21 protein-coding genes, 1 other RNA gene and 1 other annotated feature are annotated in these 21,849 nt (G+C 38.3%); of the genes, 3 read left to right on the forward strand and 19 right to left on the reverse strand.

What is annotated here, in order from left to right:
* Positions 1-126: 126 nt before the first annotated feature.
* The 11 genes from QRN68_RS02175 to nagA all read right to left on the reverse strand — a co-directional run bounded on the left by QRN68_RS02175 (position 127) and on the right by nagA (position 9,379).
* A complete protein-coding gene (locus QRN68_RS02175; RefSeq protein WP_285395001.1) occupies positions 127-1,209 on the reverse strand; it encodes a DUF871 domain-containing protein in 1,083 nt (360 codons plus the stop codon).
* 26 nt (positions 1,210-1,235) lie between these two features.
* On the reverse strand, positions 1,236-2,564 hold the full coding sequence (locus QRN68_RS02180) for a PTS sugar transporter subunit IIC (RefSeq protein WP_285395002.1): 1,329 nt from the start codon (positions 2,562-2,564) through the stop codon (positions 1,236-1,238).
* Between the two features lie 45 nt (positions 2,565-2,609).
* Positions 2,610-2,930, reverse strand: coding sequence for a PTS lactose/cellobiose transporter subunit IIA (locus QRN68_RS02185; protein WP_423475356.1), 321 nt, complete (start codon positions 2,928-2,930; stop codon positions 2,610-2,612).
* 13 nt (positions 2,931-2,943) lie between these two features.
* A complete protein-coding gene (locus tag QRN68_RS02190) occupies positions 2,944-3,255 on the reverse strand; it encodes a PTS sugar transporter subunit IIB (protein ID WP_285395004.1) in 312 nt (103 codons plus the stop codon).
* Positions 3,256-3,754: 499 nt separating this feature from the next.
* On the reverse strand, positions 3,755-4,255 hold the full coding sequence (locus tag QRN68_RS02195; RefSeq protein WP_285395005.1) for a GNAT family N-acetyltransferase: 501 nt from the start codon (positions 4,253-4,255) through the stop codon (positions 3,755-3,757).
* Entirely contained in the window at positions 4,252-4,707 is a 456-nt protein-coding gene (locus QRN68_RS02200; RefSeq protein WP_285395006.1) for a GNAT family N-acetyltransferase, read from the reverse strand. The genes QRN68_RS02195 and QRN68_RS02200 overlap by 4 nt, the downstream gene beginning before the upstream one ends.
* A 38-nt stretch (positions 4,708-4,745) precedes the next feature.
* Positions 4,746-6,464 carry a phosphoenolpyruvate--protein phosphotransferase gene (ptsP, locus tag QRN68_RS02205; protein ID WP_285395007.1) on the reverse strand — a complete coding sequence of 573 codons (1,719 nt, stop codon included), beginning with the start codon at positions 6,462-6,464 and terminating at the stop codon, positions 4,746-4,748.
* Positions 6,458-6,727, reverse strand: coding sequence for an HPr family phosphocarrier protein (locus QRN68_RS02210; protein ID WP_285395008.1), 270 nt, complete (start codon positions 6,725-6,727; stop codon positions 6,458-6,460). Before QRN68_RS02210 ends, ptsP begins: the two co-directional genes overlap by 7 nt.
* 20 nt (positions 6,728-6,747) lie before the next feature.
* The gene (locus QRN68_RS02215) at positions 6,748-7,464 is read right to left on the reverse strand and encodes an SIS domain-containing protein (RefSeq protein ID WP_285395028.1); all 717 of its coding nucleotides are present in this window, start codon (positions 7,462-7,464) and stop codon (positions 6,748-6,750) included.
* 4 nt (positions 7,465-7,468) lie between these two features.
* A complete protein-coding gene (locus QRN68_RS02220; RefSeq protein ID WP_285395010.1) occupies positions 7,469-8,191 on the reverse strand; it encodes a GntR family transcriptional regulator in 723 nt (240 codons plus the stop codon).
* 30 nt (positions 8,192-8,221) lie between these two features.
* Positions 8,222-9,379: an N-acetylglucosamine-6-phosphate deacetylase gene (nagA, locus tag QRN68_RS02225; protein ID WP_285395012.1), complete on the reverse strand. Its 1,158-nt coding sequence runs from the start codon at positions 9,377-9,379 to the stop codon at positions 8,222-8,224.
* 446 nt (positions 9,380-9,825) lie between these two features.
* On the opposite strand from nagA, the gene QRN68_RS02230 reads away from it, so the two are divergent.
* Positions 9,826-9,960 (forward strand): hypothetical protein, encoded by a 135-nt coding sequence (locus tag QRN68_RS02230; RefSeq protein WP_285395014.1) that lies wholly within the window; start codon positions 9,826-9,828, stop codon positions 9,958-9,960.
* A 53-nt stretch (positions 9,961-10,013) separates the two neighbouring features.
* On the opposite strand, the gene ssrS is transcribed toward QRN68_RS02230, so the two are convergent.
* The 3 genes from ssrS to hisS all read right to left on the reverse strand — a co-directional run bounded on the left by ssrS (position 10,014) and on the right by hisS (position 13,605).
* Positions 10,014-10,213: non-coding RNA, 6S RNA (ssrS, locus tag QRN68_RS02235), on the reverse strand.
* A 139-nt stretch (positions 10,214-10,352) separates the two neighbouring features.
* Complete coding sequence (gene aspS, locus QRN68_RS02240; RefSeq protein WP_285395015.1) at positions 10,353-12,122, reverse strand: aspartate--tRNA ligase; 1,770 nt, start codon at positions 12,120-12,122, stop codon at positions 10,353-10,355.
* A 217-nt stretch (positions 12,123-12,339) separates the two neighbouring features.
* On the reverse strand, positions 12,340-13,605 hold the full coding sequence (gene hisS, locus QRN68_RS02245) for a histidine--tRNA ligase (protein WP_285395016.1): 1,266 nt from the start codon (positions 13,603-13,605) through the stop codon (positions 12,340-12,342).
* 118 nt (positions 13,606-13,723) lie between these two features.
* Positions 13,724-13,965: a binding site (T-box leader), on the reverse strand.
* A gap of 164 nt (positions 13,966-14,129) precedes the next feature.
* Between hisS and QRN68_RS02250 the strand changes: the two genes are divergently transcribed.
* A complete protein-coding gene (locus QRN68_RS02250; RefSeq protein WP_285395017.1) occupies positions 14,130-15,722 on the forward strand; it encodes an N-acetylmuramoyl-L-alanine amidase family protein in 1,593 nt (530 codons plus the stop codon).
* A gap of 364 nt (positions 15,723-16,086) precedes the next feature.
* Here QRN68_RS02250 and QRN68_RS02255 read toward each other — a convergent pair whose 3' ends face one another.
* The 5 genes from QRN68_RS02255 to QRN68_RS02275 all read right to left on the reverse strand — a co-directional run bounded on the left by QRN68_RS02255 (position 16,087) and on the right by QRN68_RS02275 (position 21,334).
* Entirely contained in the window at positions 16,087-16,302 is a 216-nt protein-coding gene (locus tag QRN68_RS02255) for a DUF2642 domain-containing protein (RefSeq protein WP_285395018.1), read from the reverse strand.
* 73 nt (positions 16,303-16,375) lie between these two features.
* Positions 16,376-16,816: a D-aminoacyl-tRNA deacylase gene (gene dtd, locus QRN68_RS02260; RefSeq protein ID WP_285395019.1), complete on the reverse strand. Its 441-nt coding sequence runs from the start codon at positions 16,814-16,816 to the stop codon at positions 16,376-16,378.
* Positions 16,817-16,919: 103 nt separating this feature from the next.
* Entirely contained in the window at positions 16,920-19,115 is a 2,196-nt protein-coding gene (locus tag QRN68_RS02265) for a RelA/SpoT family protein (protein ID WP_285395021.1), read from the reverse strand.
* Between the two features lie 208 nt (positions 19,116-19,323).
* Positions 19,324-20,238 carry a pseudouridine-5'-phosphate glycosidase gene (locus tag QRN68_RS02270; protein WP_285395023.1) on the reverse strand — a complete coding sequence of 305 codons (915 nt, stop codon included), beginning with the start codon at positions 20,236-20,238 and terminating at the stop codon, positions 19,324-19,326.
* Between the two features lie 4 nt (positions 20,239-20,242).
* Positions 20,243-21,334 (reverse strand): carbohydrate kinase, encoded by a 1,092-nt coding sequence (locus QRN68_RS02275; RefSeq protein ID WP_285395024.1) that lies wholly within the window; start codon positions 21,332-21,334, stop codon positions 20,243-20,245.
* A 255-nt stretch (positions 21,335-21,589) separates the two neighbouring features.
* On the opposite strand from QRN68_RS02275, the gene QRN68_RS02280 reads away from it, so the two are divergent.
* Positions 21,590-21,751 (forward strand): hypothetical protein, encoded by a 162-nt coding sequence (locus tag QRN68_RS02280; RefSeq protein WP_285395025.1) that lies wholly within the window; start codon positions 21,590-21,592, stop codon positions 21,749-21,751.
* The last annotated feature ends 98 nt before the right edge of the window (positions 21,752-21,849 follow it).

The raw sequence follows: 21,849 nt of genomic DNA on the forward strand, positions 1-21,849 counted from the left end.
TGTCGTTTCACTTTCGCTCAGAAAACATTTGGAGCTGTCGTTTCACTTTCGCTCAGAAAACATTTGCTGAATGAAGATAGAAAAGGGATTAAGCACTGTCAGCTGATGGCTTAATCCCTTCTTCTATCATTTCGTAAAACCAAATGATGCCCATGGCTGAATATGTGCTAATAAGAATTGTTCTTCTTCTACAACTCTTGCAACAACATTTGTTGATCCGGCATTAGGCATTTCCTTTAAAACAATTTGCAATTCACCCTTATATCGTACATCTAAATTATTATCGATTGTCACATCCCCCAATGTTAATGGATGGATATCATGTGTAGGGAAGTCACCATTTTTATATTTAACACGAGATTGAGTACTACGGATCACATACTCTGAAACATCGCCACGATTAAAATGTGGCTCCTTAAAAAGGATCGCTTCTTCTAAAATAGTCGTTTCAACAGACTGTTCAACCTTCAGCTCTAACTTATGGCGATTTAATTGACCTAACGCACGTATTTCTTCCTCAGAAGCATACATATTGCCAATAATACAGTCATCAATAAAACCAGTGTGCCATAAATCCTTTGCTTGGACAGTAATTGGCAGATGACGATGCTCTTCTAATGTTGGCAAGCCATGCTCGGTTTCTTCCCAAGGTCCAAACATAGCATGTTGCGATGAAATCATGGCTGCTGTTCGAATATGATTCGCTTTAAATTGCCTAGATGTTTGTAGAAAATGTTGGCGCGAAAGACCTGTAAAACGTCGCGGATAAAAATTATGGCAGCCAATAATATTATCTTTATTCGGTTGATAGGATAATATAGTTTCTACATATTTCGTACCGTTACTAATATTTAACTCTATTTTTAAATTACTTGCATCGAGAGACATAAATGCTTCTTCTTGGCCAGAGAAACCCATGTCTAAGCGCAATGCAGCTAAATGATAGTGCTCCTTAAAGTACCCAATATCTTTATAGGTTAAGCCTAAATCTTTAAAGATGGCCGGTGCAATATCAGCAGAAATTTCAAAACCAAGCTGCTGCGCAAATTCATTTATTTGCTGTAATTTATGGCGTTCCTGATCAGTATTTAACGACATAAGACATGTGAATATACGATCAAAACCATTGTCATGAGCGAGCTGAACGTACCGCTTCATATCTTCTAATGTACTATGCTGAGGATATAGTGAAATCCCTAATCTTCTCAATTCAAAAACCTCCGTTTAGTTCGCCATTACACCTCTACTTTTTGGCCTTCTGATTGTACAAGGTGCTGTTCATTTTGAGTTTCTGAGGCAGCAGCTAGCTGTTCATTTCGCTTTGCCATGCGGTTTGCCAGCGAAATGAACGGTAAATAAATACACACAGCGACTATAAGTAAGACAATACTAAGTACAGCTCCTTTCCAAGATTGCGTCGCTAGGAATCCATTAATAATCGGTGGCGTTGTCCATGGTGGTGAAACTGTAGCTGCTGGCACATAGCCCCACTTTGTTGCAAAGAAAGCAATTGTTACGTTAATCATTGGTGTCAAAATAAACGGTACGAATAACACTGGGTTTAACACAATTGGAAGACCGAAAAGTAATGGTTCATTAATATTGAAAAGCCCTGGTGCTGCCGACAATTTTCCAACGGTATTGTATTGTTTATTCTTTCTAGCGATAATGAAAATAGCAATAATAAGTGCTATTGTCGTACCGGAACCACCCATATTGATGAAAGCATCAAAGAATGGCTTATTTACGATATATGGCGCTACTTCTCCAGCTGAAATTGCTTTTACATTCTCTTTAATCGCCGGTAAATTTATTGTTTGCATGAACGGTTCGATGATATTAGCACCGTGAACACCTAATGTCCATAAAAAAGTAGGGATGAATGCTAAAACTAAAGCCGCAACCCATGTATTCGTTAAGCCCATAAATGGCTCTTGAATTGCTGAGTAGAAAGAACCGACAATATCAGGAATACCGAAGCCTGCCGAAATAATTGTACGAACTAGAGCAAATAAACCAATTGTAATAATAGCAGGTAGCAATGCTGCGAATGATTTTGAAACAGCTGGTGGTACACCATTCGGCATTTTAATTAGCAACTTAGGATTGCCAGACAATCTACAAAATACTTCAGTTGAGAGCAGAGAAATAATAATAGCTATAAATAAACCACCTGTACTTGTTGTTAACCCTGTTAATCCACCGTCACTAAAAGTACCAAACGTCATATAACTTGAAAGGCTGATGACACCGGCAGAAAGTCCATCCTTGTCATAGCTTTTTGCAAGATTGTAAGCAATTGAAAAGGCTAATAACAAAGAAATGATTCCAAATGTTGCACCCCAAATGTTCCCGCCCCATTGAGTCCAAGTTTCATGTTTCCAGATGGCATCGAGTGCATTTTGATAATATTTGATAGGTAAATTATTAACAAGAATCGCAAGAGATCCAACAATTGTTAATGGCATGATCGTAATAAAACCATCTCGAATGGCAACTAAATGTCGCTGATTCCCTACTCTAGCAGCAACCGGCACAATTTTTTCTTCTAAAAAACGGAACATTTCACACACTCCCTTTGCTTTTTATCGTGACATCAAGGCTTGATGCTACTCCCCTTTGATTCGCTCATATAATTCAATCATTTCCGTTGCTAAATCGCGAAACGTAATGGCATTCATTAAATGATCTTGCGCGTGAATTAACAGCATCGACACTTCTACTTTCTCTCCCCTTGCCTCTTGTGACAGTAAAGCCGTCTGAGAATGATGTGCTTCAATCAATGCATCATTAGCTAATTGTATTTTTTCCTTTGCTTGCTGAATCTGCCCCTTTTTTGCTAGCTGGATAGCCTCCATACACTCACTTTTCGTATTACCACTATGCACAATCAATCCCATAATGGATTCCATTAAAACTGTTTCCTCCATTGCCATAGCCCCCTTAATCAATCAACTTTAGTGCCTGCTTTAAGACATTTTCGCCATTCATCATGCCGTAATCCACCATATTAATAACATCAATTCGGAAATTCATTTCCTTGTATTTTGTTTCAAATGTCCCTTTTAAGTAACGGACTTGAGGACCCAATAGCAGCACATCCGCCATTTTAGTAGCTAATACTTTGTCAACTTCACTTTCAGCAATCGCATAAATATCTGCCGTAATGTTTTGTTCCTGTGCCGCTTTTTGCATTTTAGTCACTAATAAACTAGTACTCATTCCCGCTACACACACTAACATAATGTTTTTCATCAAAACACTCCTTTTCATGATTAAGTTCATCTTTTCTAGTTAACTTTAATTTTGTAATCCCCCTACTGTGAAACCGCTTTCTTATTTTGAGAATAGCACCTATTGGTATATACCACAATACGTTTTTCACACCATTTCTCTCCTCAGAAAAGGTCTGCAAAAATTGGGCTATATCTTTATCACATACTATCGAAAGGATTCTCTCAACTGGTATAGTCCAGAAAAAAGTTCAAAAAAATTTTAGTTGCTAAACCTATCTATCGACATACAATTATTAACATGCTTAAAAATATTCGAAGGTTGGCTTATTGGAAGGTAATGCCAATTGTCATCGATTAATAATCTCTTCAGCCAATTGTTTATTTGCATACAAGACCGCATCCTCCACTGAAAGGTAGCCAACCATCATCGCTGAAAAAAGATTAATCGGCAATGCTAACAGATGCATTTCCGCGATAGTATTTGTCCCAATTACCGAGACATCTTCACTCTTATTTATTTAATATAGGCGATCATTCCAACTACAAAGTGCATCTTCAATTCGAATATACAATGGCTCTTGAATATCCCCCCAAGGATAATGCTGCATAAACCGTGTAGCATCTACTACTCTGATCATCACATCCTGAACGACTTCCTTTTTAAACTGTCGCTCTTTAAAATAGAAGCCAAATTGATGGTCGTTAGAAGTAACTCCTTTAATGCTACTGACATTCGCCGCATGTGACGTTATAAAACGCCAAATCGCTTGTTCTGCTAGTAAATCCTCTGTTATAAAATCATGAATCTCAAACGTTCCATCCTGAATAATATAACGAATATAGTCTGCAATTTGATCAGACTTAAAATATGCTGCAAAATGACTATCAGGCGCCCTTCTCTCTATTCTTTTCCACCAAGCATCATCTCGTAGCATACTTCCATTATTAATGAGCGCTTGTGCATTGTGAAAATCCTTAATCGCCTGGAAAAGAGCGGAATCTGGCCATTCAAAGCTCATTCGACTACATCAAATTGCTTTCCGAAAGAAGGAAACATCATTTGCGGAATGGTGTAATGTAGCTTCTCAAAAAACAATTCCCATCCAAAGTAACGATAGAAGGATACAGAAAATGGTGCTAACACAGAAATGACTTGTCCATTCTCTAACATTTTCTTAAGTGCCTCTATCATAAGTCTTTTGATAATACCTTGCTGCCGATACTCCGGATAGGATGCAACAAAGCCAATTCCGCCCATATCATATTTTGCACCATGTACGATCATATTAAGTGGCAATATTAAAAGCTGACCAACTACTTTATGTTCATCGAAAGCACCTAATGTTGTGCTGTTCTCAATCCAATAATGAAAATCATCTCGCCTGGCACCAGTATACTTATTAGGAAAACAATAATCTCTTAATTGATGTACCTGTATATAATCTTTTGGTGGAATTATCTTAATTTCCATAACAGATCCCTTATAACAACACTGAATATTCTTAAAATTCAAGATAGACTTAATTGATTTTTTTTGACATACTCCTCAACCTCAGAAGAAGTGGATAGCAATAAAATGCGTTCATTATGTGTCATTAACTGCTGTTTCGAAAGCTTAGCGATGTGTGCACGAGTCTTTAGAATAGATGAAGCACTCATGGAAAACTCGTTTAATCCAAATCCAAGTAAAATCGGTAATGCTATTTCATCTGCGGCCATTTCACCACACATACCTACCCATTTTCCTTGATGATGTGCTGCATCAATGACATTTTTTATAAGTCTTAAGACAGCAGGATGGTATGGCTGATATAAATAAGAAACATTTTCGTTCATGCGATCTGCCGCCAACGTGTACTGGATTAAATCATTTGTACCAATTGAGAAAAAATCCACTTCCTTTGCAAATAAATCTGCAATGATAGCTGCCGACGGAATTTCAATCATCATCCCTACTTCAATCGTTTCAGATAGAGTATAACCATTATTTTCTAAATTTTGTTTTTCCTCCAACAAAATTGCCTTCGCCATTTTAAATTCATCCACTGTAGCAATCATCGGAAACATAATCTTTAAATTGCCGTAAGCGCTTGCTCTTAGTAATGCGCGAAGCTGTACACGAAACATTTCTTGTTGCGTTAAACTAATTCGAATCGCTCGATAGCCAAGAAAAGGGTTCATTTCAGCAGCAAGCTTCATATATGGAAGGTGCTTATCGCCACCTATATCTAATGTTCGAACAATCGTCGGCTTGTCCTGCATTTTCTCAAGTACACTTTTATATGCTTGAAACTGCTCCTCTTCTGTAGGTAGCTCCTGACGTTCCATATATAAAAATTCCGTACGAAAAAGGCCGATACCTTCTCCACCAGCATTTATAACAAATTCCACATCTTCAGGCTTCCCTATATTCCCAGCAATTTCTACAGAGCATCCATCCGCACTCAAACTTGGCAATGTACGATATTGGAAAAGTTCTTCTTGCTCTTCAATTTGTAAACGTTGTTGTTGCATATAATAACTAGATACTTCCGATGTAGCGTTGACAATAATCTTGCCATTTGTTCCATCTATAATAATTGGTGCTCCGTGTTGTATATTTTGCGTGGCATTTTTTGTCCCTACTACTGCTGGAATCTCTAATGTTCGTGCGAGAATAGAAGAGTGAGATGTTTTGCCGCCAATATCCGTTATAAACCCTTTTACATACTTTGTATCTAGCATCGCAGTCATGGACGGTGTTAAATCTTTAGCGACGATAATTACTTCAGAGGCTAAATGATTCATATCCACCATTTCGACCCCCAACAAGTTGGCTAATATTCGTTTAGACACATCTCGAATATCAGCAACTCGCTCCTGTATATAGACATTGTCTAGCTCCTCAAACATAGCTATGAACATATTTGATATTTCATCTAATGCAAATTCTGCATTCACCCCAGCTTGAATTTTAGCTTCAATAGCTGCTAGCATTTCAGGATCCTCTAGTACTAATAGATGTGCCGCAAAAATATCCGCCTTCTCTGCACCAAATTTCTCCTGAGCTATTTCATGGATTTCTCGGAGTTCCGTTTTCGTTTTCACAACTGCTGCCTTGAACCTTACTAGTTCAGCATCTACATCAGCGACCTTTACCTCTTCATAAGATAGATCTGGTTCCTTTAAACAATAAGCATTTGCAAAGGCAATGCCCTGAGACACAGCAATTCCTTGTATTTCTAGCATTCCTCACCAATCCCTTCAGAAACAATTACTTCTGTTATTGTTTGGAAAAGCTTCTCAGCATCAGGTCCCTCTGCTGAAATTTCAACAATACTTCCAGGCGCTACTCCTTGTGCCATAACCCCCATTATTGATTTTAAATTGACTGATTTCTCTTTATAGGTTAACTGAACGTCACACTCAAATGGCGTTACAGCAGTTACAAGTAACGCTACTGGTCTTGCATGTAGTCCTTCTGGCGTTGTTATTTTAAACATTTTCTTCATCGCTATCCCTCCGCATGTCATTAAAACTTAATACGATGTTGGTAATTGGCAATCATAGCCTCATTATGAGACAAATCCGAGTCAACATTATTACTTTTAAAAACAGGTAATGCTTCGATAGATATGGCCATGATCTCAATGATTTCACTGAATAATGCATTTAAAATAATTGAACTAATAACTGTAGAGGCAGGTGCATACTGTATTTTATTGTGATGTAGCAAACCATCTCCAATTGGTATATGGGTATCGATAACTAAATCCACTATATTCTCTAAGCGTTGTCCACTTCGATGGCGTGACGGCTGTTCACGATAAGCGAGAGATTGCAAAGACATAACAAATACCCCTGATTCTTTCGCTAAAAATGCTGCATCTATAGGGGCTTGATTTCTACCAGATGTCGAAATAACAATGCAAACATCATTTTCACGAAAATCAAATTGATCTTTATACTGTTCAATGATTGTCGGGTCCTTCTCGTTTTTAGACGATGTCATTGCTCCTGCCTGTAATGTCAAAGGTTCAATAATTATAGGACGTACAGGTACAAGCCCTCCAGCTCGATAAAATGCATCCTGTGCTAAAAGTTGAGAATGACCACAACCAAATAATTGGACAATCCCTCCTCGTTGAAGCCGTTGTACAATTATTTGAGCGGCTCCTTTTATTTGAGCATTTTCTTGCACCTTCACAACCTGCATTAACTTTTGTATTTCTAGAAAATACGCATCCATAAGATCACCTTTTAATTTCACTAATGAATTTGTATCGATCAGCTCGATAAGTGCTTCGTACAAGCTCAAACGGGACTCCATCTGATAAATAACTAATACGCTTAATAATTAACACCGGTGCAGTATTATTAATTTGCAAAAATTTACTGTCTTCTTTTGAAACAATTGCTGCCTCCATTTGCTGAATAGCATTTCCAATTTTCCGATGAGATTTTGCTTCGATTAAGGCATATAATGATCCCATTATCTTCTTTTCATCTAATTCAGGATATACTTTTACTGGGATATATGTTCTTTCAATTGCCATTGGCTCGGAATCTGCATTACGAATTCGCCCTACAAAGAATACCTCTTCACCCGGCTCTAACATTAAATCTCCTGCAACATCGACGGGTGGTATGATTTTCTCAAAGCGTAGAACTTTACTGCTCGGTTCCATCCCTCTAGCCCGCATATCCTCTGTGAAACTTGTTAACCCTTTTAGTGGTTGCTCTAATTTTGGATTAGCTACATAGGTACCTCTCCCTTTTTCACGATACAGTAAGCCGCTGTTGACTAAATTTGTGATCGATTGACGAACAGTCATTCTACTAACATCAAATTGCGTAGAAAGCTCTCGCTCAGAAGGTATATTTTCACCGATTTTGTATTCTTCTAAAAAAATACGTTGTTTTATAATCTCTTCTATTTGTATATAGATTGGTATATGAGAATTTTTATCTAACAAGTCTTGCACCATCCTTATCCAACTTTACTTTCATTTCTCAAATACAACTTTACCTCGACAAATAGTTTTTTGCACATTCAATTTTTCATCTAGTAATACAAAATCTGCATCGTAGCCTTCTGCAATACGACCTTTAGTTGTAAGCTGTAATTGTTCAGCAGCATTCATAGAGGACATTGCGACAATTTCCTGCAATGAGCAATTAGTGATTGCTTTTATATTTTTTACTGCTTGTTCCATCGTTAACACACTACCAGCTAAAGCCCCATTAGATAAATGAGCTCCATCCTTAGAAACATGAACGGTTTGCCCACCTAAATCATAATCACCGTAATGTAAGCCTTTTGCCCGCATCGCATCGGTAATTAAAACAATGCCCTTTGCGCCTTTAATCCGATACGCCAGATTTACGGCTTGAGGATGGCTATGCACGAAATCTGCGATAATTTCAACCTTCACCTTATCCTCTAAAAACACTGCACCGACGACACCTGGATTTCGATGATGGAAAGGGCTCATTTGGTTATATAAATGTGTAGCTTGTCTTACTCCCAATGCTACTGATCTATCTACCTCCTCAATTGTTGCGTCAGAATGGCCAATGGAAGCAATAACATTTAAATCCTTTAACGTTTCAATAAACGAAAATCCTCCCTCTACCTCAGGTGCAATTGTTACTTGTTTAATGCGATACTTACTTTTTTTCTGCCATGATGCAAATTGCTCAATAGATGGTAAAATAATGTATTCTAAAGGCTGAGCACCTGCCCGTTTTTTCGATACGTATGGCCCCTCTACATGTATACCTAATAAACTTGCCTCATCATCACTATTTTCAAATTGCGCAACATTAGTTAGAGCACTTTCAATTGCTTCTATAGATTGCGTCATGGTAGTAGCAAGGAAGCCTGTGACGCCTTCTTGTACTAAAGAGCGTGCCATTTGATGTAAAGCTAATTGCGTAGCATCCATCACATCATGCCCAGCAGAGCCATGTATGTGCATATCAATATAGCCAGGTAGCAGTAACCAATTTTTATCTTTGCCATCTATATAACGCTCAGCCTTATCAGATAAATCATGACTTATTTTAATAATCCTACCATTGTCAATGAATAAGTCACCCTTAAACGGCTTTTCTCCATGATTGACGATCGTAACATTGGAAATTAAAAGCGTTTTCTTCAATAGATCACCCCTATTCATTTTTGAGGAGCTTTGCTGAAGTTAACAAACTATTAATCAACTTGGTATAGTTGTCTATACCAATTATATGATTCTTCTAAAAAAATAAAAAGTATTTTTCATATTTTCAAAATTTTTCGATTCATCGCCATGACGTGGGGTTGATTTCCGTTCCGGATTGGCGCTTTCCCGGGGGCGTCCAGCCGGAACGAAGATCAACTTATATTACATGGTATACGTTTTAACAAATGTCATCCCCGACACCCCAACTTGTAAAAGATCATTTTTAGTGATAAGAACATGTTAATTATCATACAATTTCTTCGTTCTATTTTTGCAGTCTATATCCACACCTTATTCATCTCCTGCTAAAGCTATAGAAGTGGGAGCCTTCTGTAACTGCCGTTACACTTTCGTTACAAAAAACATCTGTAACTGCCGTTACACTTTTGTTACAAAAAACATCTGTAACTGCCGTTGCACTTTCATTACAAAAAACATCTGTAACTGCCGTTGCACTTTCATTACAAAAAACATTTGTAGCTGACGCTTTGCTTTCGCTACTAAAACCATTGCTGAAATAAGTTAATAAAAGGAGCTATTTCAATGCTCCTTTTGTGCTTATGAATTATGTATGACGAATCCCGATTGTGCCGTAATGCCAAGAAACATTCGTTTTGAACCCGCAATTTGCAGGTGGGTGCCCGCTTTGCAGTTTTAAACGTCCCGCTCCGCATGGGGCATGTTTGCGACTACAAAATGAAGGCTCCCGATTCTATTGTGTTCGGTCAAAACTGTTAAGTAGAACTAGCAGTTAGACAAACACATCAGGATTCGTATTACAGTTATAATAGCACGATATTTCTGATAATTCAAACTATTTTCTTTTAAAATATCTAAATTTTTGTGAAAACGCAAAAAATACCTAGATTCTCAACCGTTTTCGCTAGAGAATCCAGGTATTTAGAAGTGCTAATTATTTTCTGAATGGTTTGATCGCTAGACTTAACTCGCTCAATTGATCAGCAGATACTCCACTCGGTGCCTCTGTCATTAAGCAGCTAGCACTTGCTGTTTTCGGAAAGGCAATTGTGTCACGTAGGTTAGTGCGGCCAGCAAGTAGCATTACGAAGCGGTCAAGACCAAATGCAAGACCTCCATGTGGCGGCACACCATATTCAAATGCTTCTAATAAGAAACCAAATTGTGCCTTAGCTTCTTCTTCTGTGAAGCCAAGTAATTTAAACATTTTTTCTTGTAAATCGCGCTCATAAATACGTAATGAACCTCCACCAAGCTCATAGCCGTTTAAGACGATATCGTAAGCTTGTGCTCGGACTGCTGAAGGATCAGTATCCATTAAATGAATATCTTCATCGAACGGACGTGTGAATGGGTGATGTGCTGCATAGTAACGGCCATCTTCCTCAGAGTACTCAAATAATGGCCAATCCGTAATCCATAGGAATGCAAATTGTGATTCGTCGATTAAGCCTAATTCTTGACCTAATTTCGTACGAAGTGCACCTAGAGATGCTGCTACTACAGGCGCTTTATCAGCTACGAATACTAAAATATCGCCCACTTCAGCTTTCATACGTTCGATTAATGCCGCAGCTAATGCGTCGTCAAAGAATTTTGCAATTGGTCCGTTCAAGCCTTCTTCAGTAACTTTTAACCAAGCAAGACCTTTTGCTCCGTAAATACCAACGAATTTTGTTAGTTCGTCCATGTCTTTACGAGAGTATTTATCTGCCGCACCTTTAATGTTGATACTTTTTACTTGCTTACCTTGTGCTACTGTATCAGCAAATACTTTGAAATCGCAGCCATCAAAAATATCGTTTAATGCGATTAGCTCTAAACCGAAACGCACGTCTGGTTTATCTGAGCCGTAACGATCCATCGCTTCTTGATATTTCATTCGTTGGAATGGAGCAGGGATATCAATACCTTTTACTTCTTTCATAACAGCTTGAATTAAGCGTTCGTTCATTTCTAAAACTTCTTCTTGTGTTAAGAAGCTTGTTTCAATATCAACTTGTGTAAACTCTGGCTGACGGTCAGCTCGTAAGTCTTCATCACGGAAGCAACGTGCGATTTGGAAGTACTTCTCGAAACCAGCCACCATTAATAATTGTTTAAATAGCTGAGGTGATTGTGGTAATGCATAAAATTCACCTTCATGAACACGTGATGGTACCAAATAGTCACGAGCGCCTTCAGGAGTCGATTTTGTTAAAATTGGCGTCTCTACTTCTAAGAAGCCTTCGTTTTGTAAGAAGTTGCGAATTGTACGAGTAACGTCTGAACGCATTTTGAATGTATCAAACATAACAGGACGACGCAGGTCGAGATAACGATATTTCAAACGTAAATCTTCGGATACGTCAGTGCGATCTTCGATTTGGAACGGTGTTGTTTTTGCCGTATTAATAACGATTAATTTTGTCGCTTCTACTTCAATTTTACCGTTTGGTACATTTGGGTTGATTTGATCTTCTGAACGTAGAATAACTGTCCCTTCTACTTCAATTACGTACTCGCTACGCACTTTGTCGGCTAAAGCATGTGCTTCTGCAACATCAGGGCTAAACACAACCTGTGTGATTCCAGTACGGTCACGTAAATCAATGAAAATTAAACCACCTAGGTCGCGGCGACGTTGTACCCAACCTTTTAATACGACTTTTTCGCCTTGTAATGCTTCTGAAAGCTCGTTACTAGCATGTGTTCTTATTGCCATTTGTTTAATTCCTCCAAAATTTATTTGGCTAATCACCATAACTTTTGGTGATAGTCCATTTATTTCACTTATGTAGCATACAGTTCCCACCAACGTAGTGAATTGATGCCAAGGACAATTAGTAGTTCTTTGTTAACTGAATTATCTGTCCAAAATGAAGTCGATATTTGAATCATTTGGACAGATAATCCTGTAAACGATTAATACTTGTGTTCGTTTATTGTTTTAACAAGTAGTTTACTAATTCTGAGAATGCGACTTTTTGTTGTTCACCTGATTCCATATGTTTAACAGTAGCCGCTTGTTCTTCTAGCTCTGTTTCACCTAAAACAATCGTATATTTTGCACCTAAACGGTCTGCGGATTTCATTTGAGCTTTCATTTTGCGATCTAAATAATCCATCTCTGCAGAAATGCCCTTCGCACGGAAGGTACTTGTTAATTCTACAGTCTTTAGCTTCGCTTCATCGCCCATAGCGATCATATAGACATCGAGTCCTGATGCTGTGTCTAATTCAACACCCTCAGCTTCAAGTGCAAGCAACAAACGTTCAATACTTAATGCAAAACCGATACCTGGTACTTCTGGTCCACCGATTTCTTGAACAAGGCCATGATAGCGACCTCCACCACAAAGTGTAGTAATCGCTCCAAAGCCAGATGCCGTAGACATAATTTCAAAAGTCGTATGATTGTAATAATCAAGACCTCTCACAAGATTTGGATCAACCTCATACGTAATTCCTAATGTATCTAAATACGTTTTAACTTGAGCAAAATATGCTGCTGACTCCTCTGTTAGGAAATCAGTTAACGCAGGTGCGGTATTCATTAATGGATGCTCGCGGTCTACCTTACAGTCTAAAATGCGTAGTGGGTTTTTTTGCAAACGATTTTGGCAATCTGAACAAAATTCATGAATATGTGGTTCAAAGTGTTGTAGCAGTGCCGTACGGTGTGTATCACGTGTTGATTTGTCACCAAGGGAATTAATAACTAATTTTAGATCCTTTAAACCTGCTGATTCATAGACATCCATTGCTAGTGCAATTACTTCAGCATCGATAGCTGGATCTGCTGAACCAATTGCTTCTACACCAAATTGAACAAATTGACGGTAGCGCCCTGCTTGTTGACGTTCATAACGGAACATTGGTCCTAAATATGAAAGCTTCACTGGTTGATCAGGTGCACCAAACATTTTATGTTCAACATAAGCTCGAACTACACCAGCTGTATTTTCTGGACGCAATGTTAACGAACGGCCACCGCGATCTTCAAATGTATACATTTCCTTTTGAACAACATCTGTTGTTTCACCGACACCACGTGCAAATAAATCTGTTTGCTCAAAAATTGGTGTGCGAATTTCATTGTAGCGATAGACACGACAGATATCACGGATAATCGCTTCTACCTTTTGCCATTTTTCCGATTGCCCAGGCAAAATATCTTGTGTCCCTCGTGGCACTTTAAAACTCATATAAATACCTCCTCTGTAGATTGCTTATGAACAAGCTTACAACTGGACTACTCTCATTTTGAGCAATAATTCTCTCCAAATTTGTCCAATAAAAAAAGCTCTCGCCACCTTGCATATTGCAAGGGACGAGAGCTGTATAAGCTTCCGCGGTTCCACCCTAGTTGACGCATCAAATACATGCGTCCTCCTCCTGATCGGATAACGGCCGATTCCGTTTTTTCCTACTAAGATTTACTTTTCAGAAAAAAGCCTCTCAAGTGTTGTTCACGTTATACATTTTTGTAGGAAAGATTGCAGCCTAAGTCTTTCCCTCTCTTCTCCAATAGAGGTATACGCTACTTGCTTGGTCATAAGCGATTAATCATTTTTTGATTACCCTTTATGTTAGTCACAACGAAAGGTAATGTCAACTGTTTTTGTGTTTTTTACAATACAGTCGTGAAAATTACAAATTCCATTACCTTTTTCCCACGAATTCTATTACTAAAGCATGGTAAAATAGCACAAGGAATAGGAGGAATCTGATGAGGACAAAATTATTACATATTATAATCATCTTCGTACTAGTGTTAACGATTGCGATTCCAAGTATGAACAATGTTCAAAAAGCACTAGCCGACACCAGTGATTTAACAGTAACTGGATCGATTCTTCATTTACGTGAGGGACCTGGACTGTCTTATCCAATCATTACGACATTAGAAGAGGGTGATCCGTTAACCTCTATTGGTCGTGAAGGCGATTGGATTCAAGTAAAAGCAGGCAATTACGAAGGTTGGGTAGCATCCTGGCTAACAGCTCCAACAAACGCTAAACAAACGATTGATCAAACCGTGATTTCACAGGTCGATCGTCTAAATATCCGTACTGAGCCTGATATTTCTTCAGCAGTTCTTGGACAATTATCAACAGGCGAACAAGCAAATCTTATTGAAAAAAATGGCGAATGGTCGAAAATAGATTGGAATGGGCTAGTTGGTTGGGTATCTGCAGACTATGTTACAATCAATGACCTACCTGAAAAAAAAGCTGAAGCTGATGAACCTGAGGCTGACGAACCTAAAGTTGAAGTATCTACAAAAAAGGTCAACAAAGATACAACCTTTACAGTTTTAGTAGATACACTTAATGTCCGTAAAAAACCAGACTTAAATGCTAAAAATATAGGTACTGTTTCAAATGGACAAGAGTTTAAAGTGCTTGCTCAAGAGCATAACTGGGTACAAATTCAATATAACGATAAAGAAGCAGGCTGGGTTTATAGCTTTTATGGTACTTTTTCAAATGTAGAAAAAAAGACATCTAAATCTTCATCTTCTTCTTCAGAGCTTGAATCTGTCACAATCATTTATAATGGGACAAACCTTCGGACAGATGCTACAACAACTGCTGATGTAGTTGAACGTGTAGATGCTGGTGAAACCTACCCTATTGTAGGCGCTAAAGATGACTTTTATGAAATACAAGTAGATGACAAAACTGCATTTGTGGCGAACTGGGTCGTTACTACTTCGTCGAACAAAGCTGATACTGCTACAAAAAAGGAAAAATCTAAACCACGCAAAAAAGGCACTTTAAATGGGCTAACAATTGTCGTAGATGCTGGACATGGTGGTAATGATCATGGCACAACCGGTCAACGAGGAACCGATGAGAAAGATATTACTCTGAAAACAGCCTCTCTACTTGCCTCAAAGCTTAGTGCAGCAGGTGCAAATGTTGTTATGTCAAGAGAATCAGATGAATATGTAGACCTCCGCAAACGCGTATCAATTGCACACCAATATGAGGCAGATGCTTTTATCAGCATTCATTATGATGCAGCAGAAGATAGCTCCATTAATGGCTTCACCTCATATTATATGAACAGTAATCAACAGGGTCTTGCAGAAGCCATAAATAATGGACTTTCAAGTAAAATAGATTTAAAAGATCGTGGTACTCAACAAGGGAATTATTTAGTACTACGAGAAAATCGTCAAAAAGCTGTTCTCGTTGAGCTAGGTTACTTAAGTAATGCCAGTGAGGAACGTGTAGTTACAACCGCTAAATTCCGAGAACAAGCGACTCTCGGCATCTATCAAGGGATATTAAATTACTTTGATGAAAATCAATAAATTTTCACTAAAATAAGCTGCGAAGGAAAGTAGAATTGTACTTTCCTCGCAGCTTTTTACTATTATCATCCAACAATGAGCTTGTATTAAATATTCTTCAGTTATAGAAATTAGGCTTTAATTGTTAATAAGGCTATTTTATTCTCAAACCTGCTATTACTGTCGCTCCGCTTTCGCCATAAAACATCGTGTTGGCATCAGACGCCTCTAGGAAAGCGCTCAGTCAGAACGGAAATCAACCACTCGTTTTGCCGAAGAGCCATACTTTATTTAATCTGACACCTTAATTTCATTGACATAATAGTTTTTCAACAACAAAAACACCTCCACCTCACATTACATGAGTAGGGAGATGCTTATGCACTCATTTTTTTCTTGTTGCCAATGTAACCCATATAATTTCCCCCATACGAATGAAGAAAGGCTCATGGCTAATCTCTACAACGATATCATCAGGTAATACAGAGATTAATATTCCTCGATGAATAGTTTTCTCAGTTTGCACTACAATTGACTGACCAATCATCATGTTAAGAGTTTCGTATAAATATGGATTTGATATGCTTCCTATCTGCGTCATCTTTAAGACACTTCCTTCCTACAAAAATTAACCATACTTAATAGTGTATGAAGGAATGATAGGAAATGTACCACTATTTGGACTCAAGAAGAATTGTAATCGGGCCATCATTTGTAAGCGCAACATCCATCATTGCACCAAATATCCCTGTCTCCACGCATAAACCAAATTCACGTAAGGCATTATTAAAAGCCTCCCATAATGGCTCCGCAACTTCTGGTCTTGCTGCACTTGTAAAACTTGGACGATTCCCCTTTTTTGCATCCCCATACAATGTAAATTGTGAGACGGATAAAATAGCTCCTCCATGCTCTAAAATGGAATGATTCATTTTCCCATCAGCATCTTCCCAAAGGCGGAGATTAGCTACTTTTTTTGCTAAATATTCAACATCCTCTTGCGTGTCCCCATGTGTAATACCAACAAGAAGAACATAGCCACTATCAATAGCTCCTGTTACTTTCCCGTCAACAGTAACAGAGGCTGCTTTACTACGTTGTAAAACTACTTTCATTCTTTAAAACCTCAATTCTGTCATTGTATGCACCAGAAGACTCGTTTTCGGTGCATTACAAAGTTGCTACTACCTATCGATATATATTCAGCAAAGAAATCAATTAGTTAATAACACGTTGTACTGAATATATATCTGGTGTTTGTTTAATACGCTCTACCACTTTATGCAAATGCGAAATATTTGAAATCGAAATCGTTAAATGAATCGTTGCCATTTTATCTCGATCTACACGACCACTCACTGCTAAAATATTCGTTTTCGTTTCGCTAACAATTTGCATGATTTCATTTAAAATACCTGGGCGATCGAAGGCTGAAACTTCAATATCGACAGGGTATTCTTTTTTCTCAGGAGTAAGTCCGTGTTCCCATTCAACTTCTATTAAGCGCTCCTGCTCATCATCAACTTGAATATTCGGGCAATCTGCACGGTGCACTGAAACACCTCTACCTTTCGTAATGAAACCGACAATGTCATCTCCTGGAACTGGCGTACAGCAACGTGAAAGTCGAATAAGCATATTGTCGATATCTTTTACGATAACACCCGATTCCGTACGTTTTTGTGGAATAGGGTTTTTCATTTTTTGCTCAATTTTCTCGAGCGCTTCTTCCTGCTCACGCTCTTTGCGACGTTTTTCCGCTAGACGATTAACGACTTGCTGTGCTGTAATACCATTCACACCGACAGCGGCATATAAATCTTCTTCATTTGTATAGTTAAATTTCTCACAAACGCGTTTTAAATTTTCCGCTGACATTGTTTCTTTTAAGTCGAAATCTTGTGCACGGATTTCCTTTTCTATCATCTCTTTACCTTTGACGATATTTTCCTCACGAAGATGACGTTTGAAAAACTGCTTTATTTTATTTTTCGCCTGTGAGGATTGGGCTATTTTTAGCCAATCGCGGCTCGGACCAAACGATTGCTTAGAAGTTAAAATTTCAATAATATCTCCCGTTTTTAACGGTGTATCAAGTGGTACCATTTTACCATTTATTTTTGCGCCGATTGTACGATTTCCAACTTCTGAGTGCACACGGTATGCGAAGTCGATAGGTACAGAGCCTGCTGGTAATTCAATGACATCTCCTTCAGGCGTGAATACATAGACCATGTCAGAGAATAAATCAAATTTTAAAGATTCCATGAACTCCTCAGCATTAGAAGATTCATTTTGGAATTCTAAAATTTCTCGGAACCACGTTAATTTTTGGTCAACATTTTGTTTTTCATTATCAATTTTTTTACCTTCCTTATACGCCCAATGCGCTGCAATCCCGTACTCAGCAATTTTATGCATTTCCTTCGTACGAATTTGTACTTCTAATGGATCGCCATAAGGACCAATGACTGTTGTATGCAATGATTGATATAGGTTTTGTTTAGGCATCGCAATATAATCTTTAAAACGGCCAGGCATCGGCTTCCATAAAGTATGGACGATTCCAAGCACGGCATAGCAATCTTTAATACTATCGACAAGTACACGAATGGCTAATAAATCGTAAATTTCGTTAAATTGTTTTTTTTGTAATACCATTTTACGATAAATACTGTAAATATGTTTAGGACGACCATAAATATCCGCTTCAATTTCAACCTCAGTAAGCTGTGACTTCATCTCAGCCATAACATTGTCTAAATATGCTTCACGCTCGTCACGTTTTTTCTTCATAAGACTGACAATGCGATAATATTGCTGTGGATTTAAATAACGAAGTGCTGTATCCTCAAGCTCCCATTTAACAGTCGAAATCCCTAGACGATGCGCAAGTGGTGCAAAAATTTCAAGCGTCTCTTTAGAAATACGGCGTTGTTTTTCTGCAGGCAAATGCTTTAACGTGCGCATATTATGTAGACGGTCAGCCAGTTTAATCAAAATGACACGAATATCCTGCGCCATTGCTACAAACATTTTCCGATGATTTTCTGCTTGTTGCGCTTCTTTAGATAAATATTTAATTTTTCCAAGCTTCGTTACACCATCTACAAGCATTGCAACCTCTTCGCCAAATTCACGAACCAAATCATCGCGCGTAAAATCCGTATCCTCGACAACATCATGTAAAAAACCAGCCGCAACTGTTTCAGGATCCATTTGTAATTCAGCTAAAATACCAGCTACTTGCACTGGGTGAATAATATACGGTTCACCCGAGCTTCGGAATTGCTCTATATGTGCATCCCTTGCTAATTCATATGCTTTTTTCACGAATGCGACATTTTCATCATTCATGTAGGATTTGACTAACTCAAAAACGTCCTCGGGAGTCAAAATTTGCTCTTTCGCCATAACATGTCCACCTTGCTCGTCAAATTTTTCAGATTAGATATAAATTCAATTGTATAAAATATTATGGGCTATTGTAAAGTAACTGTGTCATTTTGTTTAGTTAATCTCGTGAACAATATGAAAAATGGAAAAATATCCTCCGAAATGAATAAAAAGACCCTTTGCGAGTTTCATCTTTCGCAAAGAGTCTATCTTCTCGTATAATTGTTTAGCCTAATTTATTATACGCAACTGCAATTTTTGCCCCAACTACTGCATTATTTTTTACTAATGCAATATTGGCATCAAGGCTTTTACCTTCTGTTAATTCTTTAACTTTTCCAAGTAAGAATGGTGTCACGTTTTTACCTTGAATTCCGTTTTCTTCTGCTTCTACTAGAGCTTTTTCAATGATTTCTGTAATGAATGAATGTTCAAGTGCTTCAGACTCTGGAATTGGGTTAGCAATGACTGCTCCACCTTTTAAGCCTAATTGCCATTTTGCACGTAGCATTTCTGCTACTTCCTCTGGCGTATCAATCTTGAAGTTTACATCAAAACCGCTTTGACGTGTGTAGAATGCTGGCAGTTCATCTGTACCGTATCCAACGACTGGTACACCTTTTGTTTCAAGATATTCTAAAGTTAAACCAATATCTAAAATGGACTTAGCACCCGCACAAATTACAGCAACATTTGTTTGTGCTAACTCTTCTAAGTCTGCTGAAATATCCATTGTTGTTTCAGCACCACGGTGTACACCACCGATACCGCCAGTTACAAAAATTTCGATATCAGCTAGCTCCGCACAAATCATTGTTGCAGCTACAGTTGTCGCGCCTAATTTTTTTGTTGCTAAAAGATAGCCTAAGTCACGACGAGATGCTTTTGCTACACCTTGTGAATTACCGAACATTTCAAGTTCTTCATCTGATAAACCAATTTTAATTTTACCGTCAATTAATGCAATAGTTGCTGGTACTGCACCATTATCACGAATAATTTGTTCTACTTCTCGTGCTGTTTTCACATTTTGTGGATATGGCATTCCGTGAGAAATAATTGTTGATTCTAATGCTACGATTGGTAAACCTTTCGCTTGTCCTGCTTTTACTTCCTCTGATAATACGATGAATTCTTTCATGTTGTTATTCCTCCATTTCACTGTTTAACAAATCAACTGATAGCTCAGGTCTTACCGTATATGGAGATGCAAGCGTATTTTTGGCATTTGTTAAGCCTGCATCAATACATGTTGCAAAGGATTGCCCAGTAAGCCAGCTATGGATCACAGCACTGACAAAGGCATCTCCTGCACCTGTCACATCTTCAATTTTTTCTATAGCTTTAGCTGCAAAATGACTTGGCTTCGTTGTAGTAGAAGCAGCATACACACCCTTACTACCAGCTGTAATAATGACATGCTCAGCACCTAGTGTAAGAAGTTGCTGTAAAGCCTTTTCGTAGTGTGCAGCGTTTTCGATTTTATGACCTACAATCGTCTCTGCTTCATCTGTGTTACAAATAAACCATGTTACACCTTGCAACGTATCTGGTAATCGATTCATTTTTGGCGAAGATACCGGTACGATGACAAATGGAATTTCGCGGGCAATCGACACCTGCTGAATGTAAGCTACTGTTTCCTTTGGACAATTTAAGTCCATAATAAAACAGTCAGCATTCATCAGCATTGCCTCATGTTTTTTTAGCAAACTTGGCAATAAAAGATCATATACTTCCATGTTTGCTACCGCTAATGCTAGCTCGCCCTGCTCATCCATAACCGCAGTATAGGAACCCGTCGAAGCATCCGGTAACTGCTCTACATAACGTAAATTCATAAATGGCTCTGAAGCTTCTTGGATTACTTGCCAATCAGCATCTTTGCCGGCAGTAGTCAGTAATGTAACCTGATGATTTAATCTGCCTAAGTTTTCAGCAATGTTTCGACCAACACCACCTACACTAAATGAAGAGCTAGCAGGATTGGATGTACCAAACTGTACGTTCCCCTTGACATGAAATTTTCGGTCAAGATTGGCTCCACCGATACAAATAATTTCATTTTCCTCAGGCAAAATATATGCACGACCGACAATTTTCCCCTGCTTCGTTAAGCTCGACACTAAATTAGCAAGGACTGGACGAGATAGTTTCATCTTATCTGCCATCTCTTGCTGAGACATAAACGGATTCTGGCGAATTAATGCAAGGACAGCCTGTTCTCTTTCATTCATAGCATCACCTTTTATTATATTTGTTTACATTATAAACTTTTGTTTGTTTTATGTCAAAAAGTTTTTTAAACAAAAAAGTTAAAGCCCATATGTTAGTGGCTTCAACTTTTTGTTGTGATAACTATTACTTAGATGAAATTAAGGTGTCGTATATAATATAGATCTCTTCGGCAAAACGAAGGCATGATTTCCGTTCCGACTGGACGGTTTCCTGGGGGCGTCTAGCTGGAACGAAGATCAACCATTTCGTATAGTGTGTATCTTCTGGTATGCACTCTAATTCATAGTGATAAAACGAAACTTCAGCAATATGTTTATCAGTGCGAAAGCGTAGTGCAACGTAGCGACAGCAACAATGTTTATCTGTGCGAAAGCGGAGCGGCAGCAACAACAAATGTTTTCTGTGCGAAAGCGTAGTGCAACGAAGCGGCAGCAACAATGTTTATCTGTGCGAAAGCGGAGCGGCAGCAACAATGTTTATCTGTGCGAAAGCGGAGCGGCAGCAACAATGTTTA

The organism is Lysinibacillus sp. fls2-241-R2A-57, from assembly GCF_030209535.1.
GTDB lineage: Bacteria > Bacillota > Bacilli > Bacillales_A > Planococcaceae > Lysinibacillus.